Raw genomic sequence first — 26,964 nt, forward strand, 5'->3', positions numbered from 1 at the left:
CGGGGCGAGGATACGTCGTCTACTCCAACCAATGGAGACGCAGGGCGCTGACTATCGCCTGAGTCCGATTGCGAGCTTTGAGCTTGCGCTTGATGGCCTGAATGTCTGCTTTGACAGTCTCAACGCTGAGGGCAAGCTGCCGAGCGATGGCCTGGTTGCTGGCTCCGGTGCTGAGCAGCTGCAGTATCTGGCGCTCGCGCGGCGTGAGTGGCGAGTCGGCGCTCCCCTGGGGAAAGCGCGCTTCGAGGCGTGTGCCTTGCCGGGGGGCGCTCTGGATCGTTAGACTGCCGCCGGCCCGCTGGACGCGCTCGCGCATCAAGTAGAGTCCCAGCTGGTGCTGTAGGCCACGCTCGCGTTGCTCTGGCGTAAAGCCCTTCCCGTTATCTTCGATCCTCACAACGAGTGTTCCATCCTGATGCTGTATCCTGATAATGACACGGCTGGCCTGCGCATGTTTGCGTACATTATTGAGTGCCTCTTGCACGAGGTGGAAGACCGTTGGTTCGAGATGGTGAGGGATGGCAAGCGGCTGCTCTATCCTTTCTTCCAGGACGATGGACGGCTCGGCTCGCTGGAAGTCTTCCAGTAGCGAGTGCAGGGCCAGCTCAAAGCTGACCTCGCCGAGCGGTGCGGGGGCCAGGGTGGCAATGGTTTCGCGTAGGCCCTCCAGGCTCTGGCGCAGTTGCTGTTGGGCTTCGGTCAGGGCGTGCCTGGCTTCCTCTGGCTGGCTCTCCAGCCAGCGGCTTGCGGCCTCTAGCTGGTGAAGGATGTGCGCTAGCTCCTGAGCCAGGCTGTCGTGGAGAGTGTGGGCCAGGCGCGCTCGTTCTTCTTCGATGGCCGTTTCTGAGGGCGGTAAGGGTCTGGGCGCAGCAGCGGCTACCGCTGCGCCGCTTCGTCGTCTATGGGGACGGCTCTCGGTCGCCTGCTCATAAGCGACTGCCACTGTTGGGGACGAAACGGCGGGGAGGTAGCGTACAAGCAGCGACAGGCAAAGCTGAAAGAGGTTACTCTTGAGCAGGGTCACAGGATCACTTTGAGTGGCTAATTGGCTGCCCTGGCGGCGGGTGAAGCAGAGGACCAGGAGACCGCTGGCAGGCTGGCCAGCTTGCCCAAGAGGGCAGAGGAGCAGGCTCCCAGCGGCGCCGCTCCAGTAGCGCTCGCTGGGCAGAGCCTGCGGCTCTTGCTGGATAGAGGAGATGAAGCGCGGGGCTTGTGCGCGCATGACGCTGCCGAAGATGCCACTCAGTGGAATAAGATCGGTGGTACCAGCCTGACGCTGGCTGTGGCTGTGAGCAGGAGAACGCGAAGGCGGGCGGCCACTGCTTGCCAGCAGGCGCAGATGCTGGGTGTCTTCTTCGCAGAGGAAGAGCAGGCTGCGCTGGGCAGCGCTACCCTGGCGCAGAAAGTCGAGAAGCAAACGTCGTCCTTCTCCCTCGGGCTGGCGTTGGAGGCGCTCGATGATCTCTAGAAGCCGCTCCGCTCTGAGCATGGGAGGTCTCTCTCGATCAGGGCTGTGGTGAAGAGCAGGCACGCTCGCTGGTGAGGTTGGTACGACGGCATGGCCGTTGTTGTAGTTTGCTGTGCTCTTGCTCTTACCATACCCAGGGGATACAAGCTATGTCTTCCTATGTAAGAGGAAGCTTCTATGACGAGCAGTGGGTAGCCATCGGCGGAGAAGATTCGCTGTTGTCCTCCGCTCTCCCCGGGAGCAATCAGACGCCAGGGTGGCTGACTAGGAGCGGCCTTTTTTGGGCTTGGCCGGAGATGGTGCTGCACTGGAAGAAGCGGTCTGGCTCTTCGGAGAGCGGAGGGCAGCGATTTCGGCCTCAGTCAGCGGGCGCCAGGCGCCGGGCGGTAAGTCACCCAGAGTCAGGGGGCCAATCGCGACCCGTTGCAGCTCCAGAACGGGATGGCCGACGCTGGCCAGCATGCGCCGTATCTGCCGTTTTCGCCCCTCATGCAGACGTAGCTCTAGCCACGTGCCGGCGGCGGTTCGGTGTAGCTGCTGTATGCCAACGGGGGCGGTGCGGTAGAGGCGGCCATCGTCTTCCTTGATCATCACTCCCTGGCGGAGCTGTTCCAGGGTGTTGGGGGAGGGATGGCCCCGCACGAGTGCGCGATAGCGTTTCTCCGGTGCGAAGCGTGGATGGGTCATCTGCAGCGCAAACTCGCCGTCGTTGGTCAGCAGCAGCAAGCCGGTGGTCTCCAGGTCGAGCCGCCCCACGGGATAAAGGCGCAGGTGGCGCAGCTCCTTGGGCAGCAGATCAAGCACTGTGGGCCGTCCCTGGGGGTCACTCACGGTGCTGACGTAGCCCGCTGGCTTGTGGAGCATGAGATAGAGATGGCGCTCCGGCGCCTGGATGGGCCGACCATCAACGGTAATCCTGTCTCGCTCGGGATCGATGCGTGTCGCCGGCGTGGTCACGGTCTCTCCATTGACCTGCACTCGCCCGCTGAAGATGAGAGCTTCAGCGTGGCGACGCGAGGCAACGCCGGCGTGGGCCAGAAAGCGAGCGAGGCGCTCTGTGCCTGTCGATGCGCTCATAGCGACTTCTTTCCTGCCATGCAGATGCCGCAGCGTTTAGCGCGGCAGGTTTCTTGATAGATATGGTGTAGGCCCTGTTGTTGACAGGCGAGCCGCGGCTCGGCGGGTAGCAGGAGCTGTCGAGACATAGCCCGTGTGACCTGGTTGGACGGCAGGGCTGGATACGAGTGATAGAGCTGCCGGGCCTGGTGAGCAAGAGCCTCGTTCCCCTCGATCAGGGCGACAGCGTAGGCAAAGGGCAAGACAACGTTGCAGATGAGAATATCGCTGCGCGCACTGCTGAGAGGGGCCAGGGCGGCCCGCAGCTCGGCGATTGCCTGTTTGGGCTTCTCGATGCTCAGGGCAGCCTGCAGCCTCGCCCAGGCACCCGTCGTAGACCAGCGGGCTACCAGCAGGCCCAGGGTCTGGAGGCGCGCCGCATCCAGCGGAGGCGGTTTCGACGCTCGTCCTTCTGGCTCGGGCAGCGCCGCTGTGAAACCAAGCAGACGCTGACCACAGGCGCGGAAAAAGCGACGATCGCGCCCGTAGCCCAGGCCCTCAGCCAGCGCTGTGATCAGGCAAACGTCGTAGGCAGAGAAGGGATCTCGGGCTTCGGCCTGACGCAGGGCTGCCACAAAGCGGGCGGCTTTCTCTTCAAAGCGCAGAATACCGGCCAGGGTCAGGAGGCGTACGCGCTCCTCCGCTGTCATCTCAGGCCAGAGACGCTGACAGGGCCAGCGCGCTGGAGAGCCATCGGCGGCCAGAGGGAACAGTTGCAGATCGGCAGGGGTGATCACTGCATCGTAGAGAGAGCAGACGAGAACGAGGCTGCCGTCCTGACGCCGTGGGGGCATGGCTTGATCGTAGATCAGCACGACGTGGAGAATCACGTCGTTGTAGCGCGTGTCGCGATGGTGACCATGCGTCTGCCAATCGCTGGCACGCACGTGCAGCTCGACATCGCCGACCAGCTCCTGCTCTCCATCGTGCAGGACGGCGTCGCGAACATCCGGTCCGCAGCGGCCACCGGGTCGCCCGGGAAAGAGCAAGAGCAGCGAACCGCCCTGACTCAACGGGAGCAAGGCCCCGGGCTGGAGTGCCCACCAGCGACGCGCCACCTCATCCTCGCTCAAGTCGCTGCCTGGATCTGGGGCCTGGCCCTTGGCGGCAGCCTGCGAACCGCTTGTTCCTCTCTTCGATCCCATGAATTCCTTTTTTCGCCGCCTCTCATCCTCGTGCATAACAACCCTGCCTCTCCTCCACTTGTTCTCTTCTCCTCTGGGGGTAGCTTGCGCGGGCAGCGTCGTCACCCTGCCAGTGGCCTCAGCTGCGCTCACTCTCTTCCGCCTCGCTGGCGGTCTGCGTCGCCTCAGCGCTCAGCGTTTCGATCTGAGCCGCCTCCTGTCCAGCGGGCTGCAGCGGGGCCTCGGGGTTGAAGCTCTCCTCTTGCTCTCCCTTTTCCTGGTGGGCCGTGGTCGCCGTCTCCACTACCTCCTCATGGTCTTCGCGGGCCTCGCTCTCTGGTGGAGCGTTTGTCTGGGCGGCCCCTCCCGCTGTGCTCTCTTCCGCCTCGACGGGACCCGACGAAGGCTCTGGGATGACAGTTGCTATCTCGCTAGGAGCAGTTACCTCCGGGGAGGTTGCTGTCTCGGCCTCGGGAGAGGCTTCCTCTTCATCGCTCATCGGCTCTGCACCTTCCTGAGCGGCCAGCACCGCTTTCCCAGCTGCCATAGCTTCTGCTGCCTGCTCCAGGAGCAGGGCCGCAGGCGGGGCTGCTTGCGCTGCCGAGACTGCCTCTCCTGGCTCTCGCCGCTCTTCCTCTTGAGGCGGTGCGGTCTCAAGGCCAGCCTGCTCTTCCTCGGGAAGCGAGATAGCCTCTGCGGGCTCCGCTTCCGGGCTGAGAGCGGGCATCTCCGAACCAGGCTGTACCGCCGTTGACGCTCCTGACAGTGCCGCTTCCTCAGTACGAGCGGGCGTGTCTGACTCGCTGGAAGGGGTCTGCTCGTTCTGCTCCTGTTGTCTCTCTGTCTCGACTGATGGGCTGACTGCCGCGTTCTGAGCAGGGGCTGATCTGTCAAGGTCATCCGCTGCCGGGGCAATAGCCTGGGCCCAATGCTCGACCTCGCGCGCCGTCATCTGGGCCACCTCGGCGGCGTGGCTTGCCTGGGCCACCGCTTGCTCAACCTCTGCCAGCTCCTGCGTGAGATGGCGGCCTGACGGTAACAGTTCAAGGCGAGCCGCCGCCAGGGCTGCGCGTTCGATTGCCAGTCTGGCAGCCTCCTCTGCGGCCTCTGCAGCGGCCCGGGCCTCGCGCACCAATTCGGCGGGCGAGGCCGGCAGCAATGACGAGGCAAGCACTGCTGGCGTCACGGGTGAGAAATCAGCCTCTTCATCGTCGCTCTCGGCCTCGGGTAGCTCAGGGGGTTCGTCGAAGCCATACAGGGCTGCCTGGCGTGGACGCTCAACCGAGGGCGGTGCTGGCGAAGCCTGCCGAGCCTCTGTTGCTGAAGATGCCTGCTGGCTGGTCTGCTCCGGCGCGGCAGGCGCCGAAGAGGCCCCTTCCTCAGCGACATGCGCAAGAGGCGCGCTCAGCGACTCCTTCTGCAGCGAGACAGCGCCGTTCTCGCCTGCCGCCAGCTGACTCACCCAATCTGGTTCAGGCGGTCGCTGCCCTCCAGGAGCTGCCTCCAGATCCTGGTCAAACGCGTGCCAGGCGGTGCCTGCCGGTTCAAACGCAGCTGAAGGCTGGTCGGTGCTGCTCTCGGTGACCCCTTCCGCCGTATCTGCTGGCGAGGGAGAAGCCAGGCCAGACCGTCCCCAGCTGGCCCGCAGCTGCTCCTCGCGCCGCCCTTCCTCCAGAAGCAGATGTGTCAGAGCCTGCAGCTCCTTAAGCGCTGGATTGCCACTAGCGGTCTCGCCGATCTCAGTTGAGATTCCGGGGGCAGCCGCCTCCCTCTCTGCCGAAGGAGGCATTGCTTGCTCTCGATCCTCCTCAGCCTCTCCTACGGAAGAAGCTGTCCCTGGCAGACTGCTGGTGGTCTCGACCTGGGGCTGAGGGGCTGAAGCTGGCGCGCCCTCAGTCAGCGACTCCAGGGTCTGTAGTTGCTGACGAACCAGCGAGAGCCGTTCTTCGAGACGTTGCAGACGGGCTGTCCGCTTCTCCAGGCGAGCCTGCGCCCGATTCAGGCGCTCGACCGCTTTCGCCCGGGCGGTCTGCGCTTTCTGCAGGCGTTGAAGCAGGCGGCGCTCGCGCTTGCGCAGCTTCTTTGTCAGGTCGACCAGAGCCTCTTGTGGCTCTGCCTCATGGTCAGATGGCACCTGCGTCATGGCGCTCTTCTCTCCTCTTGTCTTCTCTTCTCTGAGACTGGTTGGTGACTGCCGCTGGATAAAAACAGGCGAATGAGCGAACGCCCCTGCACCCTCAGCCTTGCCTGGCTGCACTGAGGTCGATCGGACAATCCGCCGCTCTTTCCGGGGTCAACTCATCCATCTATCCAGCTCTTTATCCACCAGACCACATGATCAATCAAGCTACCTGCCTCGCTGCCATCTGCCTACCTCAGTTTTGCTGCGCTCACGGCGCGACTGCGGCGGCTGGTGAAGGGAAGGGGGTCGCTTCACTGGCCGGACACAGGTCCGGCCACAGCCTGAGTCGGGCCAGGGTCTACTTGCGGTGATGAGCTAACGAGAGTAGTCAATGAGTGCGAGTGAGTGCCCCACCCTCCTTTCGGAAGAGGATAGCGCATCGTCTCCAAGATTGCAATAGACGCCTGCTGGAAGCCACCGGGCTGGTAAATCTGGGGGAGAGCCAGAGACAGATGCCCTTGCCAGGCAGGGCAGAGAGGAGCAAGCGAGTGTGTGGGAGCTATTGACGAGCACAAGCTTCCTTCCACAGTCCAGTCAGCTCTGCCCCTGCTGGCAGCTAGTGAAGACCGCGGGTCCGCCCGCTCCGGTACCAGGCGAATGGCCAGCGCCAGACCATCAGGAGCACCAGGACAGTGAAAAAGACTACCAGCGAGAACGTCAGGAAAGCATCGAGGGGGACAGGATGCTGGCGCTCGACGAAGAGCCAGCGCATTCCCATTGCCACCGGCCAGGAGATGATCCAGGCACGCAGCGTATAGAACGTCATGAGGCGCGTGCTCGTCTCCAACTTGCGACGGTAGACTCCCAGCCAGGGGGCGATCAGGAACCAGCCCAGCATGAAAGGCAGCGCCACCGTCACGATTTGGGAAAGGAGGGCCCCGCCGTTCAACTCATGATGGCTCGTCAAGCCGAAGAAAGCAAACAGCAGAAAAACGAGTACATCCCCAACTACCAGATTGGCCACGTAACCAGGCGTCGTCTTCAGGGGGGCAGGGGACGACGCCGGCGGCTGCTGACCAGGCTCTTCGAGGTTTCTCTCCATTGCTGCCATTATTCTGTTACTCCTGAACAATCTATGCCAAAGATCATATCACAAAGGGAAGGCAAGAGAGACCAGGCTCCTTCAATCAGATAGCCATGCCTCTCTCCACGTCTGATAGCGTGGCGGCTACTCCTGTCGCGCTTCGTGCTCGCGCACCAGCTCCTCAACCGCCGCCAACTCGGTGCGCACCGCGCGAATGCGCAGCGCGACGAAGGCCAGATAAGCGAACAGCCCGGCCCACACCAGGGCGTAGGCGATGACCATATACACCATGTTGTCAGTACCTCCTCTTCCTCGACGCTGGCTCCGTGTCAGGCAGGCAGCGGACCGCAGCGTAGGCCAACATCACCGGCGCTCTGCACCTTCCGCTTAATCGACCGCCTGCAGACGGGCGCGCAGTCGCCACGTCAGGTGTTGGAGACGCACCAGCTGATAGAGTTGGATCAGCAGCACGCAGTAAAAGAGCGTGAAGCTGACCAGAGCGAGCATCAGGACCAGCACGACCGAGGGGGGTAGGGCGCCAGGGGTGCCGATCTCCGCTGCCGGGTGGAGGGTACGCCACCAGTTTACCGATTCATAGATAATAGGGACATCGATCACGCCCAGGATCGCCAACACCGCGCCGGCGCGCGCACTCGTGGACGTTTTGCCAAGATAGCTGCGCAGCATCAGATAAGCGATATAGAGGAACCAGAGAATCAGGCTCGTCGTCAAGCGAGCGTCCCAGGTCCACCAGGTGCCCCAGGTCGCACGACCCCAGAGCGAGCCAGTCACCAGCGTCAGCGTCGTAAAGATTGCGCCGGCCTCTGCTGCAGCCAGTGCCAGCCAGTCCCAGCGCTCGTCTTCGCGCCACAGGTAGACAGCGCCTCCCAGGGCCACGATCACGAATGAGAGCATGGCCAGCCAGGCCACCGGCACATGAAAGTAGAAAATGCGCTGTGAGAGGCCCTCGATAGCATCAGTGGGGGCATAGAGAAAGATCGCCCAGATAGAGATCATCATGCCCACAAATGCCAGGGCGCCTAGCAGCAGCGACGCAATGGGCAGGGAGGGCCTTCTCATCGGCGCTGCGGCCTCCTGAAGGGCCGCGCCTGTCTTATTGATCACAGCCATACGTGCCGTTTTCCTCCTGGCGGGTTGCCGGCCCGCCGTCCCTCGTCAACAACAACAACAGCTCACTCACGCTTTGTTTACTCCTCAATCACATAGGAGAAGGTCAGGAGTGCCAGGCTTAAAAAGATCACGTCAAAGGCGGCCAGCAGTCCCAGCCAGGGAGGCTCGTCAGGAGCCGCGATCATCAGCGCCCCTGTGGCCCGCACTGCAGCGATCACGACCGGCACAATCAGCGGAAAGACTAACAGCGGCAGCAGCAACTCGCGCGCGCGCGTGGCGGCGGTCATCGCTGAAAAGAGGGTGCCGATGATGGCCACGCCGAGGGTGCCGAGCAGGACGATCGGGAGCAGCTCGCCGCTGAAGAGAGGGACCGAGAAGAGAGCGGCGAAGATCGGCAGGGCAACCAGTTCGACGATGCCGATGAAGAGCAGGTTGCCGAGTAACTTCGCCAGGTAGATAGCGCGGCGGTCTACCGGACAGAGCAGCAAGCGATCCAGAGAGCCACCCTCGCGCTCGGCGGCGATAGTGCGCCCCAGGCCGAGCAGGCTTGCGAAGACAAAGGCCACCCAGAGGGCACCGGGGGCCACAGCTGCCCGATTCTCAACGCGCAGATCAAAAGCGAAATTAAAGATCACAAAGACCAACAGGGCGAAGAGGCCCATTCCCAGCCAGGTTTGCTTACTGCGCAACTCGTAACGGATATCTTTGCCGAGAATTGCCAGCACCTGGCTGCAAAAAAGACGCAGAGTGCTCAACGTACTCATCAGCCAACCACCTCCTGATAGGCCCGGCGCACCTGTGCCAGCTCCAGGCCCGCCACGGCCTCCTGATAGACGATCCGTCCACCTTTGAGCATCACCAGGCGATCTGCCTGCTGCAGAGCAAACTCCGGTCGATGGGTCGTCAGGATCAGCGTTCCACCTTCAGCCATATGCTCGGCCAGCAACGTAGACAGGAGGGCCGTGCCAGCTTCATCCAGCCCTGTTTCGGCCTCATCCAGCAGGAGCAGGCGCGGCCCATGTAGCAAAGCGCGAGCCAGGGCCAGGCGTTGCAGCTGGCCGCGCGAGAGTGAGCCGACGCGGTCACGGGCACGTCGAGCCAGACCGACCCGCTCCAGCAGCGAGAGTGCGCGCTCGCGTCCTCTCGCTACCCCATACATGCGCGCGAAGAAGAGCAAGTTTTCCAGAGCGGTCAGCTCCTCATAAAGATAGGGTTGATGCGCCACGAAGCCCACCAGCCGCCGTACCTCCTGGGCATCGTGCACACAGTCCAGGCCCGCCACCAGGGCTTGACCTGCCGTGGGGCGCGTCAGACAGGCCAGGATACGCAGGAGCGTCGTTTTGCCGGCTCCGTTGGCGCCTAGCAAAGCAAGCCGCTCGCCGGCCCGCAGGCTCAGATCGATCCCGCGTAGCACTGGGCGAAAGGCGAAACTCTTCCTCAGCCCCTGGATCTCCACTAAAGGCCGCTCCGCCTCTGGCCGGGGAGACGTCTCCTGCCTTCCAGCTTCTTGAGCCAGTGAAGACCCCTCTGTACAGGTCTGATCAGGCCGTTGCCTGCTTACTCGCTCATCGCTACCTGTGTATGTCATTCCGCTCCGCTTCTCTTCTTATCGTCAGCCTCTAGTGCCTGCCTGCTCTCTGCGGCGGCCTGGCTGGCTGGTCAGCTCCAGATGTCCCGCCTCGCGTGGTGCCGCGCCTCAGCTTTTCCCTGAGCGACGTTTGGCGTTGGAAGATGAGCGCGAACTCTCCACGGTCTGGCGCTCCTTCGCCCCGCGGCGGTGCTCTTTTTCCTGCTCAAGGCTCATCAGAACGCGCAGACGCTCCTTGATCCTGGCCCGCTCCTCGGTGTACTCCGCCTTCTTGAGCCGTCCCTCCTCGAAAGCCTTATCCAGCTCCAGCAACTGGCGCAGGAGGCGATCCTGCTCACTGCTCCCGGCGTCGGCCTTGCCGCGGGTGGGCGTTGCCTCGGGCTGCGCATGCTCCGCATGTGCGCTAGCCGAACGCTTCTGGGCATGCTGGCGCCCCCGAGGCTTGCTCTCACGCCAGCGCTGGAAGAGATGATAGAGCAGCGAGGATAGCACAATGATCGCCAGCATCACCAGTACGCCACCGACCAGCCAGACCCAGGTTGGAACCACGAGCAACCCCTGGCTTTGGCTCTGACCGCTGCCCAGCGGCAGACCCTGCAGCTTGACATGAACCTGGTCGCCGCTGCGGAAATTCTGGTTCTGCAGCAGCAGATAGGGATGGCTGTTCGCCGTCATCAGCCCCTTGGAGGGCAACGCGCCCGAGCTGGCCTGCAGGGCAGGAGGCGTCAAGACCGAGAGCTGAACCGTTGGATAGAAGAACGTATAGGCAAAATCATAGCTAGTGCTCTGATAAGGCACCTCGAATGAGAAAGAAAATTGTGTCTCGCCCGGAGGCACCGCCGCATCGCTGGCGAAGCCACCTGCGACCTGAATGGCCTCGACGCTGTTAAAACCCTGGTCCAGGGCCACATTGCGCGCGCCCTGGGGCAGCGAGAAGAGCAGGGCGTTAGGGCGTCCCTGGCTGGCGTTCAGCGACCCCACATAGGTTGTCTTCCCCACATTCTGGAAAAAGTAGATCTCCGAAACCGTGAACGTTCCCTTGCTGGCATCCGGCTCATGAATAAGAATCGTGGCCTGGACCACGGCCAGATCCGCGCTACTGCTGGTAGCATCGTAGACTGTTAGCTCGATCTGCTGTACGGCCTGTTTACTGAAATCAACCAGGTCAGAGACATATTGAGCCCCCTGGTAGCGCGTATAGACCGCATACTTGAGCGTGCTGGCTGTGGCCAGGCCAGTGAAGAGAAAGGCCCCCTGGCTATCGGTCTTAAGCGTAGTCAGATCGCGAGCCGAGCCGTCCTGAGCCATCTGCAGCGTCACGCTTTGTCCCGCTACCGGCGCATTGTTATGGGTTCCGTTGACCAGATGACCGCGGATCGTGCCCGTGCCGGCGCCGCTCGCTGCCTGCGCTGGAGCTACTGGCATCAGGAGCCAGAGCAGCGAAAGGAGCGATAACAGAGATATCGTCAAAGTTAAGATAAGGCGACCAACGGCAGGCCCAGCACTAGACACCGTTGCTTCTTCCGACATCTTCCTCCCTCAACAGGCGCAATCGCTCTTCAATCAGGGCATCGAGTTCCTTTTCGCGTGTATGGCGCTCCTTGATAGCGAGCAGCGCGCGCCGCAGATAGCGCTCCCGCAAGGAGCGGTAATCAGTTTCCGTCAAATTGCCAAGTTGATATTCCAGCTCCACCTCGTGGAGGGCAGCGCGCGCTGCTGTCTCCTCTTCAGATGGAGCCAGCGGCGGTGAGGCAGCCCCGGTCAAGTCTCCCCCTGCTTCAGCGGAGACACCTGCTTGGTGACCTGCCGGGCGTACCAGCGGGTAGAGCACCAGGGCCAGGGCTAGCAGCCCGAGGGGGACAGCTAGCAGCAGAGCCAGTGGCGAGCCAGGGAAGATCATCAGTACCCCCTCTGTGCATGCGATGGCTGGAAGAGCGGATCATCGGCGGCCAGCTCGGCCTCTAACTCTGCGCGATAGCGCTCCAACTCCTCGTCAGGCTCGGCCCCCGAGGGCACGATCTCCACGGCAGCCGAAGCGGAAGGAGAATCAGCCGCCCGGCGTTGACGCCACTCACGCACGACGAAGAAGATGAGCACAGCGCCACCCAGAAGCATGGCCGGTGGGATCAGCCAGACAAGCAGACTGAAGCCCTGGCGAGGCGGATTCCAGAGGATCGTCTCCCCGTAGCGATCCACAAAGTACTGGATCACTTCCTGCTCCGAGCGGCCCTCTTGAAGCTGTTGGCGAATGACCGCACGCATCTGCTGAGCCAGCTCTGAAGGCGAATCCTGAACCGACTCGCCCTGGCAGATGGGGCAGCGCAACTGAGAAGCCACCTCGGCGACCCGCTGATCCAGGGTCGTTGGCTTTGGATGGGAGAGGTAAACAAACCACCAAACGAGCGCGATGCTCACAACGAGCAGCAGCCCCACCGCCGGGACCAGCGCTCGCATCGGCAATCGTCTCATTGGCTCACCTCCTCTCCAGGTTCCCTCAAACTAGAGTCAGAAGGGCCTGGCGCGGACGGTGTTGCTGCGCGCTCAATGGCCTGAGCCGAGGCAACGACCGCTTTCTCCTGGGCGCTGGCCTTTCCAGTGCTGGAGCCTGTAAGGGCCTTCGAAGCCTGAACGGGCGGCCTGCCAGGTACCGTGGTCCCCTCGGCGATAGTGAGCGGGCTTGTCAGGCGGCCTGAGCGCAAGCGCGTAGGCGGCTCCGGCCACCAGCAGACCACGCCGCCCAGAATCAAGACCAGTCCACCGAGCCAGACCAGGACCGTCAGCGGATTCACATAAATATGGATCGTTGCCTGGGCAGCCCCCTGCCAGTCTTCAAGGAAGACATAAAGGTCCGTCAGCCCGTAGGTTGTAATCGAGATCATACTGGCCGGCTGGTCGCTGAAATTATGATAGATCTGGCGCCCAGGGTAGATATAGCGCAGGAGCTGGCCATGCTGCCAGATCTGGAACTGAGCTACCACCACATCTTTCTCGGGATAGAAATCCTCGATGTTGCCCAGATAGACGAGCTGGTAGCCGGCGATACTCACCTGCTGGCCAGGCTTCAAGGTCGCGTCGCTCTGTTGCTGGAAGAAGTGGGAGCCAACGACCCCGACGGCCAAAATCAGCAGGCCGAGATGAACCAGGTAGCCTCCATAGCGGCGGCGATAGCGTGCAAAGAGCATCAGCAGCGCGCGCACGTACGACTCGCCGTGGCGGTGGCGTACCCGTACCCCACGCCATAACTCATACAGGATTGCGCAGCCGGTGAAGCTACAGACCGCAAAGGCCACATTTGCCCACAACGACGGAACCCCAAGCAGAGGCAGAATGGCGGCGCAGAGAGCCGCCAGCAGGGCGGGGGGAGCCAAATTGCGGCGCAATGCCTGGAATGACGTACGACGCCAGGCCAGGAGCGGGCCAATTCCCATAGCCAGCAGGAGCAACAAGAAGAGAGGGCCAGTCACCTGATTATAGAAAGGCGCCCCGACGCTCATCTCCTGATGGCGCACAGCCGCTGAAATCAGCGGGAAGAGCGTCCCCCAGAGCGTGGCAAAGGCGATCCCGACCAGCAGTAAATTGTTCACCAGAAAGATCCCCTCGCGCGAGACCACCGAATCAAACTCCTGCTCAGCGCGCAGGCGGGGCAAGCGGAACAGGAAAAGGCCCAGGCTGAAGACGATCACCAGCGCCAGGAAAGCCAGGAAATAGGAACCGATGGTCGAGTAAGCGAAAGAGTGGACCGAGCTAATGATGCCACTGCGCACCTCGAAGGTGCCGAAGATTGACAGAGCGAAAGAGGCGATGACCAGCGCCAGATTCCAGACCTTCAGCATACCGCGGCGCTCCTGCACCATTGTCGAGTGCAGGAAAGCCGTCGCCGTCAGCCAGGGCAAGAGTGCAGCATTCTCCACCGGGTCCCAGCCCCAATAGCCGCCCCAGCCGAGGACATGGTAGGCCCACCAGGCTCCCATGAGCAACCCGGCGCTCTGGATCGTCCAGGCTGCCAGCATCCAACGTCGGAGCGCGCGCAGCCATTCACTATCGAGCCGGCCCGTAATCATCGCTGCCACCGCAAAGGCGAAAGGCAGCGAAAAACTCATATAACCCATCAGCAGCAGCGGCGGATGCAGCAGCATGCCCGGGTCCATCAACAGCGGATTCAGCCCCACACCGTCGGCGGGAGGATGGGCAAGGCGTACAAAAGGACTGGAGACTGTCGCCAGTACCACCAGAAAAAAGGCTTCGATGGCCATCAGCGTCGCCAGGACATAGGGGACCAGGGCCGCAGGCGCGCGGTGCGAGGTCACCACGAAGATGGCTGAGAACAACGCCAGCGTCAATGCCCAGTAGAGCAGCGAACCCTCCTGACCGCCGTAGAAAGCCGCTGTCACATAGTACCAGGGCATGCTCAGGCTAGAGTGCTGCGCCACATAGCTGACGCCAAAATCGTGCAGCAAGAATGAGGCTACCAAAGCCCCCGAGGCCAGCAGCAGGAAAGCCGCCACCGCCAGTGTCGCCCGTCGGGCGCTCGCCACCAGCGCCTCACTCTGCCGCAAAGCTCCAGCCACCGCCGCCACCGGCGTATAGATCGCGAAAAGCAGCGCCAACAGAATAGCGCTCGCGCCCAGATCAGAAACGTACACAGCTCTCTTCTCCCTCGAAAACACTTCCACAGTGGGCCAGTCTCTCAAGCAGGCGGCCACTGTGGCAGGCAGAGAAGGCAGAGATCAGCCGAAGACCGAAACATAGCAGGGCCATTACCAGATCCAGCCTCAACTGCTGCTGGGTGTTGGCGTCGCGGCCTGGAACTTCGAAGGGCACTTGGCCAGCAGCGTCTGAGCCTCGAAGGTGCCCTGGCCGTGATAGTAGCCCTCAACCACCACCTGGATGCCCGCCCGGAAAATATCAGGAACGACGCCGCTGTACACCACTGGCAACGACTGCCGGTTATCTGTAATCACAAAGCTCAGCGTCTGATCGTGGCGCTCGATCGAGCCGGGCTGTACCACACCCATCACCCGTACCGCCTGACTACTGCAGGTCGTACAGTGCTTCAACTCGGCGATCGTCATATAGTAGACAGCGCTGGAGCGCGTATTCGCCACAATCAAATAGACGACAGCAGCGGCGATTGCCAGACCAGCGACCAGCAGACCAGCCGGCCAGCGCCGGCGCCGGCGCACTGGAGCCTGGACGGTATCCTTCTCAGTCTGAGTAGAAACCACAGCCGACTGCACGAAGGGAACCTCCATATAACTAGAAGGCGAGCCTGAGCCACAGGCGAACAAGCCCGCGCTTCCCACTCATGCTTACTTCCATGCGCTTGCTCTTGCTCACATCGCCCGCTCCTCTGGCTGTCGGAGCGCGACATCCTGACCACCGCAAGCGGGGCAGAGCGGACAGTCAGCCAAGAGCACGCCACTTGAATCGGCTAACGACTTGTGAGGCTAGCCTCGAACAGGATATTGAGCAAGGCGCCGAGGGCGAAGACCACAACACCCAGGGCCAGCATCAAGCGAGGGGCAACCTGAGCAAAGCGCGATGAGCGACGAGCCAGCCGGCGGATCGAACTTTGTCCCAGATAAAAAGCCAAGGCGAACAAAGCCAACGCCAGCGCGATTTTCAAGCTCAACGTCAGCAGATAAGGCCAGCCGAGGCTCGTCTCCGTCAGGCGGTCCACCGTTAAGAAGGCTCCGCTCACCAGGAGCAGGCCGACGCAGCCATTGACCAGGCGTCTAAAGCGCGCTGCGATTTTTGCGGCCAGCTCAGGCGCGGGAGCCAGGCGCAAGGCCGGCTGAACCACCAGCAAATACATGGCACTGCCACCGACCCAGGTAGCAGCGGCCAGCGTATGGATCACCCGCATAATCAGCAGCAGCCCCTGCGGCAGCAGCGCCGGCAGCCAGTCCATAGCCAGCCCCTTTTATCCTCATAGCTCAACTTCTCGTTTTCTTCCTTGCCCGCCTGGGTAAGGTATCTTCCTCTCCCAGCTTCCGAACTTCTCACCAGCAGAGGCCTGTTGTCCCCTTATCTCAGTGGTTCAGCAGTCCCAGGCCCTGCTCCAGTAGCTGCACCGTCAGCTCGCCCTCGTGCCAGCCCACGATCTTACCTGTGCGATCGATGAAGATCGTCGTTGGCAGATTGGCCACGCCATAGCTGATGGCCGTCGCGCCACTGCTATCGCTGACATTCGTATACGTAATTCCATGCGCCTGCAAGAAGCTCAGCGCATCGTTACGATTATCCTGGAAATCGAGGCCCAGAAAGACGACACCCTGCCCCTGTACACGCTGCCAGGTCGCCTGGAGGACTGGGGCCTCGCGCTGGCACGGCTCACAGGAGGACTGCCAGACGTTGAGTACAATCGCCTGTCCCTTAAAATCGGAGAGAGCGACCGAGCTATTAGACCCGGCGCCCGAGGCCAGCAGAGGCAGGCGGAAATCCGGAGCCATCTTTCCTACCAGGGGGCCGCTGAAGCCCGCTGGTGCCGAGCCACTGCTCGCATTCTGCCCCGGGGCGGGAGTCAGCAACTGTGACCAGAGCACGGCCAGGAGCGCCACATTCAACAGACTGACAATCACAAAAATTGCAATGCTGCGCTTCCGTCTGCGCCGTGCCAGGACCAGCTCGCTGGCCGTCGCGGGGCTGTCGTTAACCGGTAGCGTTTCACTGCTCATCGGTGCCCTGTTCGTTTTGCGTGCAAGATGATGCCAGGCTAGATTATGAGGGTGCTGCCTGATAGCGGGCTTGCAATCGTTGACCCATACCTTACAATAGCCTGAATATCAATAGCTGTCAAATGACAGTGGCCAGGGGCGCGAGTGACCAGCTCCCGTAGCGCTGGCGTGTAACCATAGGCAAACGCACAACCAAACAAAAAAAGGCGCCCGCAAGAGCGTGCTGTTGCTCTCCGGGCGCCTCCCTTCTACCTTGCCGCAGAACCAGATTCCCGATCGTCGTTCAGTGGGCCAGATGAGGTTAGCCGCGGGCGCTCACGCGGCTCTGGGCAAACAGCTCGATCATTGCCCGATTGAAGGCGGGCAGATCGCGAGGGCTACGGCTGCTCACCCAATTGCGATCGCGCACGACCTCCTGATCAACCCAGTTGCCGCCGGCGTTGCGGATGTCATCCTGGATCGTATGGTAGCTCGTTAAGGTGCGCCCGCGTACCAGTCCTGCGGAGACCAGCAGCCAGGGACCATGACAAATGACCGCGATAGGCTTGCCGGCGGCGTCAATGCGCCGTACAAATTCCTGGGCCTCGCGCTGCACACGCAGGGCATCAGCGTTCAAGGCCCCACCTGGAAGAAGGACGGCATCAAACTCGTCGGGGTTGGCCTGCTGCAGTGTCAAATCGACTGGAAAACTGTCACCCTTCTCGACATGGTTGACGCCCTGGATCTGACCCGCCTTTGGGGCCACAATGGCCGTGCGCGCTCCCGCTGCCTCCAGGGCCTTCTTTGGCTCGCTCAGCTCAACCTGCTCAAAGTAATCCGTTGCCAGAATAGCCACACGCATGCCTTGCAGATTCGTCCCTTGCATCGATCGCAACCTCCTTTGCAAAGGTCAACAGGCAAAGACAACCATTGTCAGAGGAGCGTGTGCTATGCGCACGCTGCTTCCTCCACCCACAGGTACACGCGTGGCCCCCCGTGTAAGGAGACTCTGCCGTTGATGCTGGACGCCGGCATGCTCGTACTATCTATAAAGTGAGGACTATCCAGGTCCGGGTGGTTCAAGCAGACAAGAGGACAGGCGAAAACGAAAACGATCCCTACCCTTTGATAGCAGGCTGGACAGGCCCGGTGGCCTAGCCCAGGCGCGGCAGCTCCACCTTCGACCGCGCGCGGAAGATTAAGCGAATCCCTGTTCCAGCGAAGCCGAAAGCCTCGCGTAGACGATTTTCCAGATAGCGCTCGTAGCTGAAATGAAGGTAATCCGGGTTGTTCACAAAGAAGACGAAGGTTGGCGGATTGACCTGGGCCTGAGTGGCGTAGAAGATCTTAAGCTGGTGCCCGTGAACCGTGGCCGGGTGATGGCGGCGGATGGCTTCCTGCACAACCTCGTTCAGACGCGCTGTGGGAATGCGCACGAAGCGCGTGTCGGCAATTTCGATGGCCTTACGTAGCAGCGACTGAACGTGGTAGCCGGTTTTGGCCGAAGCAAAGACCACCGGGGCATAGGGAATGAACTTGAGGCCCGCGCTCAGAATCTTGCGATACTCTTCGGCCTCGGCGATTTCCCTCGCCAGGCTAATAGGCTCTCCCCGACGAGCAGCACGGCGCTGCTCCTGGACGATATCCCACTTATTGACCACGACAATGATGCCTTTGGCCTGCTCGTGCACATAACCCGCGATATGTGTATCTTGAGCCGCCAATCCCTCAACAGCGTCGATCAGTAGGAGGGCCACATCGCAGCGGTCGATAGCGCGCATCGAGCGTATCACGCTGTATTTCTCAATACCTGGCACTATGCGTCCGCGTCGCCGGATGCCGGCGGTATCGATGAGCACGAGCTTGCGCTCCTCAAAGAGCAGCTCGGTATCGATCATATCGCGCGTCGTGCCGGGCACATCGCTCACAATAGCGCGCTCGTAGCCCAGGATACGGTTGAGTAGCGACGACTTGCCGACATTCGGACGTCCGACGATGGCAATGCGCACTTGCTCCGTCTCGTCCTCTTCGGTGTGCTCCTCGGGCGTCTCCGGCGGCAGGGACTCGACGATCTTGTCCAGCAAGTCGCCGGTTCCCAGGCCGTGCAGAGCCGAGATATCGATCGGTTCGCCCAGGCCGAGAGCATAAAACTCGGGGGCATACTGGCGCTGGCTATCGTTATCGGCCTTATTTGCGGCCAGGATCACTGGCTTATTGGTGCGGCGCAGCAGGGCCGCCACTTCCTCGTCAGCGGTGGTGATGCCTGTGCGCACATCCACCATAAAGACAATAACATCGGCCTCCTCGATAGCCAGGCGCACCTGGGAGCGCACGTGCTCCATCAGGTCTCCGCTCAGGCCGCTCAAACCAACCTGGCCGGGCGGGGCCGCCTCGCCGAGGGCCAGACCACCGGTGTCGATTAGCGTAAACGTTCGTCCATTCCAGTCTGTATCTCCATAAAGGCGGTCGCGCGTTGTCCCGGGCAGATCCTCGACAATAGCGCGCCGCTCACCGATCATGCGATTGAAAAACGTGGATTTGCCGACATTCGGTCGGCCTACAATGGCGACAAGTGGCTTCATAGCCCCTACCACCCCTTTCTTGCGATCCCGCAGAGTAGTAAGTGAGAGAAAAAACAGCCTGGACTTGATTATAACACAAACTCAGACTTGCTTTGAGTCCCTATTTTTCGCCTCCCGGCAACAGGACAATCTTTATTGCGATATGCTATAATGCTAGAGTTGGTACCCTACCTGGCGCAGCCAGCTGAGAAGAAGAGGGAAGGCTGGAGAGAGGGACGCGGCTCTTAGTGCCAGGGCAGGCTAGGCCAGCGAGGCGAAAGCAGTGAGCAGTTTATTCAGGCCGAGAGCAGGAGCGGGGTCATCTGTGGCCCGAGCTTCTGCTGCTTGGCAGCAAAGGCAGGAGAAGCATGGTCCAGAGTCGTTTTCACTACTTTACAGACAGCGCTAAGCTTGCCCTCAAAGAAGCGCAGCAGTCCGCGGAAAGGTATCAGCAATCGTATATTGCTCCAGAGCATTTGCTTCTGGGAATAACCACAGCTAGAGCAACAACCGTTGCAAAGCTACTAGAGAGACTGGAGGTTGAGCAGTCCCTGCTTCAGGCGATGACGGAGCGGGCCATTGCAGACTGGCTGGCGGCTCATCCTGGCGGTGAGACGAGCTGGCAGGGTCTCACCCCAGAAACCAAGCAGGCTATTGAGTTAGCAGTCGGTGAGGCCAGCCGGGAGCAGCAGGGCTTTATTGGCAGCGAGCATCTACTCCTGGCTCTCCTGAGCCAGGATGGAACCCTGGCCAGTGAGGTTCTTGCGCGGGCCGGTCTCGACCTGGAAAGGGCACGGGCAAAGCTTCACCGTCTGCGGCAGGAGGAAGACACCTCTGAGCCTTGAGCGACGCATCCGGCGCGATCCATGATCCAAGGGGGAGCAGTCTGCGGGCCTACAAGCCCCGACTGCTCCCCCTGCTGTGTTCAGGGCTACTTGAGAGCGATGGCAAAGACGTGTAAATGGCCGCCCAGGACCGTGGTAGGCAGCGTAATGCTCTTGACTGTCTTCTCCGGGTCGAGTGGCAGCTCGGCGTAGAAGACGTAGGCTCGTTGGAGCTGCGGACCGTTGGGGCGATTGTAATAAGCGGTCGCGATGGCGATGCTATTGCCGCAACTGGGGGTAAAGGAGCCACCTCCCAGGGTCCAGTCGCTCAGGCAGAGCGGCAGCGGCTGAGCAGAGCCATCGCTGTAGCGAACCAGCACCTGGCCGTGGGCGCCCGAGGCATCGCTGTGGTCTGCGGCGCCCAGCAGGGCCAGCGCGGTCTTATGGGTGCTTCCACTCAGAAGAAGCGTCTGGCCGCTCGCCAGGTAATTATTGTTGGCCCCTGAAGCGACATTTGGCCAGCTAAAGGTCACACCATTGTAAGTAAACGGCTGCCAGGGAAAGATCCCGACCGCGGCCAGGGCCTGAGCGGAATAGCTGGCCCCTGTGCCGTCGAAGTTAGCGGTCTGAGGATTGCTATCATCGCTTGTGCCAGCATTATTGTAGGGAGTATCCTCCGCCGTCTTGGTGGCCACGGCAAAGACGTGCAACAGGCCCTGGTTGACCGTGGCTGGTAGCGTCACACTTTTGACCGTCTTGCCGCTCTGCAGGGCCACCTCGGCATAGAAAATGTAGGTCTTGACAAACTCCTGTCCCGTTGGCTGGTTGCGGTAGGACAGGGTGACAAAGATGCCATTCCCGAAAGATGGCTCGCGCGTCTTGCCCTCATTGAGGGTCCAGTCGCTGAAGCCAAGGGTAAACGGTTGACGGCTGCCATCGCTGTAGTTGACGTAGGCGGTGCCATACGAGGGACCGCCCGAGGCCGCACCCAGGAAGGCCAGCAGACTGGCATTCTTCTGAGGGGCCACTGGCAGCGTCTGCCCGGCGGCGATATAGTTGTTGAGCTGACCGGCGGCGGCGTTGGGCCACTGAAAGACCACGCCGGTCACGCCACGGTAGAAAGCATTGTCGCCGGGATTGATCCCCGCCTGCTGCAAGGCTTGCAGCGAATAGCTGTGGCCAGCGTTATCGAAATTGGCCTGAGTGGGCAGGTGGTCGTCGCTCACCCCAATGTTGTTGTAACTACCGTAGAGTCCTTTGGTGGCAATAGCGAAAATGTGCAGGCGGCTGGTGCCGGCAGGTTCTGGAGGCAAAGTCACGCTCTTAATCGCTTTAGTCGCATCGACTGTTACATCAGCATAAAACAGGTAGACTGTCACCGGTTGTTGACCACCAGGTCCATTGCGGTAGCTCATTGTCGCCACCAGCTTATTGTTAAAAGCGGGTGTGCTGGTAGTCCAGTCGGTCAGGCCAAGTGTGAAAGACTGCGTCGAGCCATCGCTATAGTTAATACGTGCGGTGCCACTGGTCGATCCCTGAGTAGCCGAGCCGAGGAAGGCCACCAGCGTCACGCCTGGTCCACTGTTCAGAGGGATCGTCTGGCCATTGGCCTGGTAATTATCCTTGACCCCGGCGGGCAGGTCCGGCCAGATGAAAGCCAGGCCATTACAGAGCACACTTGCCCCTGGGGTAATGCCGGCCTGGGCCAGAGCTGTCGCAGAGTAGCTATAGCCCAGGCCATCGTAGTTAGCTGCCTGCACATTCTGTGTAAAGTCATCGCTGATGCCGACGTTGTTGTAGGTCGCTGGGGGTGGGGGGGCGCTGCTCTTATTGAGCAACCCGTAGATTGTCAGCGTTGTCTTGGTTGGCACGAAGACCCGGCCATCGGCGATTGTTGGCGTACTGAACTTCACGTAGCTATCAAGCGTATCGTAGTCTGGGTCCTGGGCGCTGCTATATAGCTCATGGCTCAGGTTAGTCGCATCGTAGGCGCGCAAAGCGCCGCCTGGATCGATCAGCCAGAGAATCCCGTTGCTCGTTCCGTTGCTAGAGAGCGAGGGGTTGCCGCCGGAGAAGAGGAAGCTTCTCTCTGGGGTCTGGGAGCTAGGTGTTGGTGGAAGCAAGACCTGTCCTTTGCTATTACGCTGCAGACGGTAAGCCAGGGTAGGGTGTCCGACGCTGGAGACATAGACATACTCCGCGCTCGCACTGCGCCAATAAGCGGGGGTGCCATAGATGCCGCCGACGGTGCTGGGAGGTGTCTCCTCAAGCACCTGGTCTACATCGGTACGGCTCCGATTGGTGTCTGTGCAAGGTTGAGTGATCGTTGTGAACTGGCCCAGCTTATTGATATCGAGCACGTAAAGGCGGCCTTCCTTGCCGCCGCCGATCAACTCCGGGTAAGAGGGAAGCAGCAGCGGCCCACCCGAGCCAAGGTCGGCGTCGGCCTCCCCCAGGCACTCCTGGTTGAAGGGGGCGAAGTAGTCCAGCAAGCGCAAATCGGGACTTAGCTTGACAAAGCTATCGCCGAGCGATGGACGAGGAGCGGAAGGCTCAAAGTCGCCGTTACCGCTGATGAAGTAGATATTGCCCTCGCTATCGGCGGCCAGGCCGCCACCGCCGTGCCAGACGCCAGCACCGGCCCCATCGGGGGTCACGTTGAAGGCGTGGGTTTGGCGGAAGCTGCTGCCATCGTAGGCATAGCTGATGATCCAGCCGTGGTACGGCATATTATCGCAGAACGAGCCCCAGGCGATGTAGATCTGGCCATTGGCCAGCAGCAGGGCGGCGCGCTGGCGCTCGTAGCGGGGGTCGAAGCTCACGCTGCCGTTCTGGCTGCCGGCGCCCTGGCCAGGGACGCTGGCCCGGACCACCACCGGGCTGCCGGGGCGCTCGCGGCCCGTGCTGATGTCAATGGCGTGGAGCCGATCGAAGAACTGCCCGCTACTATTTTCCGAGAAGGTCACAAAGAACATTGTTCGGGTGGCTGGATCGATCACGGGCGTGCCGGTGATCCCGACCTCTGGCACCGTATCGCCGCAGGCCACGTCCTCCCAAGCAACCGTCGTCTCCCCGGGGAGCAGGTAGTTGACGTGCCAGAGCGGAGGAGGAGCGCCATTGCTGACCTGGGCGTCGGCATCGAAAGCGTAGATGCTATCGTGCTCGGTTGCCACAAAGACCACATTGTGGAGTGTGCCATTGACGCTGAGATTGGGCACATAGAGTGGCTGGGTATAGATCTGGCCATCGACGGGATAGGCCACGCGCTTACCGAAGGTTTGGGCGTTGACATTGCTTGGGGTCAGGAGTGTTTCCGTGGTATTCTGACCGCTGCGCCAATTATCGTTTTTGTAGGTCAACACGGCGGTATGGCCGCTACTGCGTGGGGCTTTCGCCTGGATCTGGCGAGTGGTGATCGCCAAATGGGCGCCGGACTGCTGGGAATGTAGTCGGGCGCTCATAAAGGGACCGGGCAAGAGTGTTGTGGCAAGTGCCAGCAATGTCAGCAGCCCAAGCAGTGGATGCGGCTGACGAGAGAAATGAGCCTGGTTCATCAATCCTCCTCCTCTTCTACTGCACCAGGATAAAGCTGCTTCCATGCAGATGTGAGTGTAGTATTTTCTGAGTGATAGTTTGCATTCGAAAAAATTCAAGGCAAGAATAGAGGAGCTAGTTTGCTGGAGTATGTAGCTGCTCTAATTGTAGTTTAGAATGAAGAAAAAGAGGGAGGGAGGCAAAGCAGAGGGAGAAGGGAGCTTTCTCAGCGTCGAGAGGAAGCTGCGTCCTCCTCCAGGATCTGGCGAACCAGGCGCTCGGCCAGAGCGATGGAATAGTTCTGGCCGCGATCGTGGGGGTAGACCTGGAACATATTGGCCAGCCAGAGGCCGGGCAGGGGGGTCTTCAGGGGTGGAAGATGCTCGCGGTAGTCTGGGGTCACGATTGGTTGGGCGAAGGGAGCGCGGAACATCCAGCTTTCGCGCACCCAGGAGGCATCGAAATCGGGACGGATGCGGCGCAAGCAGGGCAAGAACTGGGCCAGGACCTCGGCTTTCTCCATCTGGAAGAGCGGGTCATCCATTGGGCGATAGTTGCCCAGGTAGAGCAGATGGCGACCGCCATACTCCTCGGGGGGGCGCAGGTTGGTATGTTCGACGATGCTCAGGAATGGATAGCCCGGATCGCAGATATTGAGCCAGTAGGTAGCTGTCAGGCGGCGATCGAGGGCCAGAATCAGGCAGTGGGCGCCGTAAGCCTGGCCCCACTCGTAGCGGGCGCGGTAGTCTGGGGGCAGGGCTGGAATCAGGCGCAGGGTTAGGCGGGTAGCCAGGGTAGAGATTATCCGATCGACCGTCCAGGTGCCGCGGGTTGTGCGCACCTGCCAGCCGCCGTCGGCCTGCGGCTCGGCGCCTTCGATGCGTGTCCCGAGCAGGATCTTGCCGCCGAGGGAGGTGATCCGTTCTGCCAGGCGGTCGTAGAGTTGTTGAAAGCCGCCTTTGAGGTAACCCAGGCTGGTGGTGCGATCGTGGAAGCGGGCCCAGAACCAGGGCAGGGCAATCTGCTCATGGAGGGCGCCGAACTTGCTGACAAAGAGCGGTTCGAAGACCAGCTCATAGGCACGTTTCCCCATCCAGCGTCGCAGCCAGGGGGCGGCGGTGCGGCCCTCCAGGGGCCAGGAAGGAGAGAGCTTCAGGAAGGCGGCCACTGCTCCGACCCGCAGGCGCTCGTAGAAGCGCAGTGGGCGGAAGGCCAGCAGCGAGGTAGGCGAATCGAGGCGATAGATCTGGCCCTCGATCAGTGACTCTGTGCGTGGGGTAGACCAGACCAGCTGTGGGCCGAGGCCCAGCTCTTTAATCAGGCGAATAGCGGCGCGGTCGGTGCGAAAAAGGTGGTGATAGAACTTCTCCAACCAGATGCCGGGCGCGACCTGGAAGCCAGCGGCCAGGCCGCCGGGGATCTCCTCCTGCTCGAAGACCATGACCGACTGACCGGCCTGAGCCAGGCGATAGGCGGCCACCAGGCCGAGTGCGCCGCCTCCGAAGATAGCGTATTGCATAGTGAATATTGCTCCTCTCCCTGGTGCTTGCGATAGCCCTTGTTAGCGTTCTGGTAGCTTGGTATGGCCAGGGTCTTAGTGCCCGGGCGGGGCTTTGCGGCTTGCTTTTTTTACTTTACTCTCTCCAGCGGCCCGAGTTAGAGTGATCTTATGGCGGGTGCCTGCGGGCCATGTCCATGAGTGGTGGAGGAGTGAGCGCATGCAAGCCGGCAGAGCCAGCCAGCCGAGTTGCTTGATCTGATCTACTGGCTGACGGGAGGGCCTCGCCTGCGTCCTTGCTCTCACGCTGATTGGCAATAATTGTACCATAGCCATGCTTGCCATACCAGCCCTCTCTCCCACTATCGCAGATAGGCAGAGAGCCAGATGTCCTCTGTGACCCATTCAGGCTTTATCTCTCTTGCCTCTTTGGCCTCATCAATGACAAGCACGGCCAGGTTTGTTAGCGAGCTCCTTTCTCAGACTGTCAGTTGAGAAAAAAGCTCGCTAGAATGAATAGCTAGCAAGCGGTATTATAGAAACCGCTCACTCGCGGACTCTGTGCTGCTCTTGTTGCCAGAGAGGAGAAGGAGAGAGAGGCTGAAAGGAACCTGGAGCAGAGGGGGAAGCAACTGAAGCAACTCATGACCAACTTGAGCGTGCGCCTGGTTCATCAGCCCTTGGAGTGGCTGGAAGAAATAGCCAGCGTTCTAGTGGTATAGATAGATCTAGAGCTAGCAGTAGCCTCTATCTCGTCTGATGGAGTGCTCAATCTCAGTTAGCTCATCAAAGTCGCCAGATGCAGGCGAATCACCGGTCGTGGGCTGCTGGAAGCCAGTGCCGAGGGAGACCACTACATTGTCGATCCGGCACTGATGCGAGCGCTGACTCCTGAAGGACGTGCTTGGCTGCGGGGGGCCGGCGATTCAGCGTCTAGCGCCGCATTTTGGCGAGGATCGGGCCACTATCGAAAGGTTAGTGGAGGAAGCCATGAGTTGATAGCAGCGTAGTCAGGCTTAGAGCGGGAAGAGGGCGGCCTTGACGGGCATGCACAATTCCCATACAATCTATTTACAGGGGAGAGACGTGCTATCAGCTCGTGAAGCTCGGGAACCATTACGCATACAAGATACTCCAGATCTTTGTGAAGCCGTTCGCCGTTCATCTGTCGGCACCACACCGGCCCTGGTTCTGAAGGGAGGTCGGGCCATGACGTCTGCTTCTACACCACGGCCAGAGGAGGAGTGGCTGAGCCTGCGTGAGGCCGCGGAATTACTGGGGATGCATCCAGCTACGGTGCGCCTGTGGGCCGACCGCAATGCCTTGCCCTCACGACGTACCAGCGGAGGCCATCGCCGCTTTCGCCGCTCCGACATCGAGGCCCACCTACGTCAGGAAAGCGAGCGCAAGCCGCGCCCTGCTGCGCGCCTTCTCGTGCAAAGCGTGCTGGGGCGCGTGCGCGAAGCCTGGGCCGAAGGCGTGCTGGATCGCCTGCCCTGGCACCGCCATTTCGATGAGGCCGCCCGCGAAGCCTATCGCCGCCTCGGACGACGCCTGCTGGAACTGCTGCTGCACGCTCTGACAGATGCCGGCGCCTATCCCGAGCTGCTGCATGAGGCCGCCCGCCTCGGCTACGAATATGGCTCGATCACCCGCTCTTCCCATGTACCAGTGGCCGACGCTGTACGCGCCTTCCTCTATTTCCGTAGCCTCGTCGACGAGACTCTGATCCAGCTGGCCGAAGTCCAGGGAACTCGCGATCATCAAGAGATACCCTGGGCCGAAAGTCTCTACCAAATCCAACGCCTAACAAATGAGATCTTGCCCGCCCTGATCGAGGCCGCCCTCGGCGAGAACGAAAGTCGGCCACCTTCTACAGCCCAAACAACAGGCGACCCGAGCGGAAACAGCCTGGCTCAAGAAGAACCTCCTTGCCAGCCCTCCGAAAACATGCTCTCTGCCAGAGAAGAAACAGCACACTCAGGCCGGTCGGATTGACTCCCCAATGGCCAGCTCCTCTACTATCTCCCCTCGCCTGGCCTCCGACTGACTTCTCTACCACCCCTGACTTCGTCGACCCGCTCTAGCCCTCTGCTTACCTTTCTCTCCTATGGAGCCAGCCCACTCGATACGAAACAGGAAGGATAGACGTATTATCACCTGTGAGCAATAGAGGTTCGCCACGCTTCGGGGGATGTGCAGGCGATAGATCTCAGCAGTAATCTAGAAAGTATTCCGTAACTCCTGATCCCCAATTG

22 protein-coding genes are annotated in these 26,964 nt (G+C 61.1%); 2 read left to right on the forward strand and 20 right to left on the reverse strand.

All coding sequences use genetic code 11. From position 1 onward, the window contains the following. Positions 1 to 19: 19 nt before the first annotated feature. The 18 genes from IRZ31_RS01140 to der all read right to left on the reverse strand — a co-directional run bounded on the left by IRZ31_RS01140 (position 20) and on the right by der (position 18,871). Complete coding sequence (locus tag IRZ31_RS01140; protein ID WP_297148635.1) at positions 20 to 1,489, reverse strand: ATP-binding protein; 1,470 nt, start codon at positions 1,487 to 1,489, stop codon at positions 20 to 22. A gap of 243 nt (positions 1,490 to 1,732) precedes the next feature. Further along, on the reverse strand, positions 1,733 to 2,545 hold the full coding sequence (locus IRZ31_RS01145; protein WP_297148638.1) for a pseudouridine synthase: 813 nt from the start codon (positions 2,543 to 2,545) through the stop codon (positions 1,733 to 1,735). Beyond that, positions 2,542 to 3,729: a DUF2851 family protein gene (locus IRZ31_RS01150; protein ID WP_297148641.1), complete on the reverse strand. Its 1,188-nt coding sequence runs from the start codon at positions 3,727 to 3,729 to the stop codon at positions 2,542 to 2,544. The genes IRZ31_RS01145 and IRZ31_RS01150 overlap by 4 nt, the downstream gene beginning before the upstream one ends. Before the next feature lie 118 nt (positions 3,730 to 3,847). Continuing rightward, positions 3,848 to 5,851 (reverse strand): hypothetical protein, encoded by a 2,004-nt coding sequence (locus IRZ31_RS01155; RefSeq protein ID WP_297148644.1) that lies wholly within the window; start codon positions 5,849 to 5,851, stop codon positions 3,848 to 3,850. Between the two features lie 595 nt (positions 5,852 to 6,446). Further along, the gene (locus tag IRZ31_RS01160; RefSeq protein WP_297148647.1) at positions 6,447 to 6,941 is read right to left on the reverse strand and encodes a DUF3054 domain-containing protein; all 495 of its coding nucleotides are present in this window, start codon (positions 6,939 to 6,941) and stop codon (positions 6,447 to 6,449) included. Positions 6,942 to 7,058: 117 nt separating this feature from the next. After that, positions 7,059 to 7,205: a hypothetical protein gene (locus IRZ31_RS01165; RefSeq protein ID WP_297148649.1), complete on the reverse strand. Its 147-nt coding sequence runs from the start codon at positions 7,203 to 7,205 to the stop codon at positions 7,059 to 7,061. A gap of 96 nt (positions 7,206 to 7,301) precedes the next feature. Next, positions 7,302 to 8,045: a cytochrome c biogenesis protein CcsA gene (gene ccsA / locus IRZ31_RS01170; RefSeq protein WP_297148652.1), complete on the reverse strand. Its 744-nt coding sequence runs from the start codon at positions 8,043 to 8,045 to the stop codon at positions 7,302 to 7,304. A gap of 77 nt (positions 8,046 to 8,122) precedes the next feature. Further along, positions 8,123 to 8,809, reverse strand: a complete 687-nt coding sequence (locus IRZ31_RS01175) for a heme exporter protein CcmB (protein ID WP_297148654.1) — start codon at positions 8,807 to 8,809, stop codon at positions 8,123 to 8,125. Further along, on the reverse strand, positions 8,809 to 9,633 hold the full coding sequence (gene ccmA, locus IRZ31_RS01180; RefSeq protein WP_297148656.1) for a heme ABC exporter ATP-binding protein CcmA: 825 nt from the start codon (positions 9,631 to 9,633) through the stop codon (positions 8,809 to 8,811). The genes IRZ31_RS01175 and ccmA overlap by 1 nt, the downstream gene beginning before the upstream one ends. 108 nt (positions 9,634 to 9,741) lie before the next feature. After that, on the reverse strand, positions 9,742 to 11,163 hold the full coding sequence (locus IRZ31_RS01185; RefSeq protein WP_297148660.1) for a carboxypeptidase-like regulatory domain-containing protein: 1,422 nt from the start codon (positions 11,161 to 11,163) through the stop codon (positions 9,742 to 9,744). Continuing rightward, positions 11,138 to 11,533, reverse strand: a complete 396-nt coding sequence (locus tag IRZ31_RS01190; RefSeq protein WP_297148662.1) for a hypothetical protein — start codon at positions 11,531 to 11,533, stop codon at positions 11,138 to 11,140. The genes IRZ31_RS01185 and IRZ31_RS01190 overlap by 26 nt, the downstream gene beginning before the upstream one ends. Then, on the reverse strand, positions 11,533 to 12,102 hold the full coding sequence (locus IRZ31_RS01195) for a cytochrome c-type biogenesis protein (RefSeq protein ID WP_297148664.1): 570 nt from the start codon (positions 12,100 to 12,102) through the stop codon (positions 11,533 to 11,535). Before IRZ31_RS01195 ends, IRZ31_RS01190 begins: the two co-directional genes overlap by 1 nt. Further along, a complete protein-coding gene (locus IRZ31_RS01200; protein ID WP_297148666.1) occupies positions 12,099 to 14,276 on the reverse strand; it encodes a heme lyase CcmF/NrfE family subunit in 2,178 nt (725 codons plus the stop codon). Before IRZ31_RS01200 ends, IRZ31_RS01195 begins: the two co-directional genes overlap by 4 nt. A 129-nt stretch (positions 14,277 to 14,405) precedes the next feature. Beyond that, positions 14,406 to 14,870: a cytochrome c maturation protein CcmE gene (locus tag IRZ31_RS01205; protein ID WP_297148668.1), complete on the reverse strand. Its 465-nt coding sequence runs from the start codon at positions 14,868 to 14,870 to the stop codon at positions 14,406 to 14,408. 194 nt (positions 14,871 to 15,064) lie between these two features. Beyond that, positions 15,065 to 15,544 (reverse strand): CopD family protein, encoded by a 480-nt coding sequence (locus IRZ31_RS01210; protein WP_297148670.1) that lies wholly within the window; start codon positions 15,542 to 15,544, stop codon positions 15,065 to 15,067. 121 nt (positions 15,545 to 15,665) lie between these two features. Then, a complete protein-coding gene (locus IRZ31_RS01215; RefSeq protein ID WP_297148672.1) occupies positions 15,666 to 16,310 on the reverse strand; it encodes a TlpA disulfide reductase family protein in 645 nt (214 codons plus the stop codon). Positions 16,311 to 16,611: 301 nt separating this feature from the next. Then, complete coding sequence (locus IRZ31_RS01220; protein WP_297148674.1) at positions 16,612 to 17,175, reverse strand: type 1 glutamine amidotransferase domain-containing protein; 564 nt, start codon at positions 17,173 to 17,175, stop codon at positions 16,612 to 16,614. 268 nt (positions 17,176 to 17,443) lie between these two features. Further along, the gene (gene der / locus IRZ31_RS01225; RefSeq protein WP_297148676.1) at positions 17,444 to 18,871 is read right to left on the reverse strand and encodes a ribosome biogenesis GTPase Der; all 1,428 of its coding nucleotides are present in this window, start codon (positions 18,869 to 18,871) and stop codon (positions 17,444 to 17,446) included. Between the two features lie 347 nt (positions 18,872 to 19,218). Between der and IRZ31_RS01230 the strand changes: the two genes are divergently transcribed. After that, positions 19,219 to 19,695 (forward strand): Clp protease N-terminal domain-containing protein, encoded by a 477-nt coding sequence (locus IRZ31_RS01230; RefSeq protein ID WP_297148678.1) that lies wholly within the window; start codon positions 19,219 to 19,221, stop codon positions 19,693 to 19,695. 86 nt (positions 19,696 to 19,781) lie between these two features. On the opposite strand, the gene IRZ31_RS01235 is transcribed toward IRZ31_RS01230, so the two are convergent. Together IRZ31_RS01235 and IRZ31_RS01240 are read right to left on the reverse strand one after the other, a co-directional pair. After that, positions 19,782 to 23,228, reverse strand: coding sequence for a hypothetical protein (locus tag IRZ31_RS01235; protein WP_297148680.1), 3,447 nt, complete (start codon positions 23,226 to 23,228; stop codon positions 19,782 to 19,784). A gap of 206 nt (positions 23,229 to 23,434) precedes the next feature. Beyond that, on the reverse strand, positions 23,435 to 24,727 hold the full coding sequence (locus IRZ31_RS01240) for an NAD(P)/FAD-dependent oxidoreductase (RefSeq protein WP_297148681.1): 1,293 nt from the start codon (positions 24,725 to 24,727) through the stop codon (positions 23,435 to 23,437). 1,188 nt (positions 24,728 to 25,915) lie between these two features. Here IRZ31_RS01240 and IRZ31_RS01245 point away from each other — a divergent pair. Next, positions 25,916 to 26,704 carry a helix-turn-helix domain-containing protein gene (locus IRZ31_RS01245; protein WP_297148683.1) on the forward strand — a complete coding sequence of 263 codons (789 nt, stop codon included), beginning with the start codon at positions 25,916 to 25,918 and terminating at the stop codon, positions 26,702 to 26,704. The last annotated feature ends 260 nt before the right edge of the window (positions 26,705 to 26,964 follow it).

The sequence above is a fragment of the Thermogemmatispora sp. genome (genome assembly GCF_019683635.1).
GTDB lineage: Bacteria > Chloroflexota > Ktedonobacteria > Ktedonobacterales > Ktedonobacteraceae > Thermogemmatispora.

Excerpts from the sequence above, each read along its gene's own strand:
- IRZ31_RS01140 (WP_297148635.1), bottom strand. The coding sequence starts at position 1,489 with ATGCTCAGAGCGGAGCGGCTTCTAGAGATCATCGAGCGCCTCCAACGC.
- IRZ31_RS01145 (WP_297148638.1), bottom strand. The coding sequence starts at position 2,545 with ATGAGCGCATCGACAGGCACAGAGCGCCTCGCTCGCTTTCTGGCCCAC.
- IRZ31_RS01150 (WP_297148641.1), bottom strand. The coding sequence starts at position 3,729 with ATGGGATCGAAGAGAGGAACAAGCGGTTCGCAGGCTGCCGCCAAGGGC.
- IRZ31_RS01155 (WP_297148644.1), bottom strand. The coding sequence starts at position 5,851 with ATGACGCAGGTGCCATCTGACCATGAGGCAGAGCCACAAGAGGCTCTG.
- IRZ31_RS01160 (WP_297148647.1), bottom strand. The coding sequence starts at position 6,941 with ATGGCAGCAATGGAGAGAAACCTCGAAGAGCCTGGTCAGCAGCCGCCG.
- IRZ31_RS01165 (WP_297148649.1), bottom strand. The coding sequence starts at position 7,205 with ATGGTGTATATGGTCATCGCCTACGCCCTGGTGTGGGCCGGGCTGTTC.
- ccsA (WP_297148652.1), bottom strand. The coding sequence starts at position 8,045 with ATGGCTGTGATCAATAAGACAGGCGCGGCCCTTCAGGAGGCCGCAGCG.
- IRZ31_RS01175 (WP_297148654.1), bottom strand. The coding sequence starts at position 8,809 with ATGAGTACGTTGAGCACTCTGCGTCTTTTTTGCAGCCAGGTGCTGGCA.
- ccmA (WP_297148656.1), bottom strand. The coding sequence starts at position 9,633 with ATGACATACACAGGTAGCGATGAGCGAGTAAGCAGGCAACGGCCTGAT.
- IRZ31_RS01185 (WP_297148660.1), bottom strand. The coding sequence starts at position 11,163 with ATGTCGGAAGAAGCAACGGTGTCTAGTGCTGGGCCTGCCGTTGGTCGC.
- IRZ31_RS01190 (WP_297148662.1), bottom strand. The coding sequence starts at position 11,533 with ATGATCTTCCCTGGCTCGCCACTGGCTCTGCTGCTAGCTGTCCCCCTC.
- IRZ31_RS01195 (WP_297148664.1), bottom strand. The coding sequence starts at position 12,102 with ATGAGACGATTGCCGATGCGAGCGCTGGTCCCGGCGGTGGGGCTGCTG.
- IRZ31_RS01210 (WP_297148670.1), bottom strand. The coding sequence starts at position 15,544 with ATGGACTGGCTGCCGGCGCTGCTGCCGCAGGGGCTGCTGCTGATTATG.
- IRZ31_RS01215 (WP_297148672.1), bottom strand. The coding sequence starts at position 16,310 with ATGAGCAGTGAAACGCTACCGGTTAACGACAGCCCCGCGACGGCCAGC.
- IRZ31_RS01220 (WP_297148674.1), bottom strand. The coding sequence starts at position 17,175 with ATGCAAGGGACGAATCTGCAAGGCATGCGTGTGGCTATTCTGGCAACG.
- der (WP_297148676.1), bottom strand. The coding sequence starts at position 18,871 with ATGAAGCCACTTGTCGCCATTGTAGGCCGACCGAATGTCGGCAAATCC.
- IRZ31_RS01230 (WP_297148678.1), top strand. The coding sequence starts at position 19,219 with ATGGTCCAGAGTCGTTTTCACTACTTTACAGACAGCGCTAAGCTTGCC.
- IRZ31_RS01235 (WP_297148680.1), bottom strand. The coding sequence starts at position 23,228 with ATGAACCAGGCTCATTTCTCTCGTCAGCCGCATCCACTGCTTGGGCTG.
- IRZ31_RS01240 (WP_297148681.1), bottom strand. The coding sequence starts at position 24,727 with ATGCAATACGCTATCTTCGGAGGCGGCGCACTCGGCCTGGTGGCCGCC.
- IRZ31_RS01245 (WP_297148683.1), top strand. The coding sequence starts at position 25,916 with ATGACGTCTGCTTCTACACCACGGCCAGAGGAGGAGTGGCTGAGCCTG.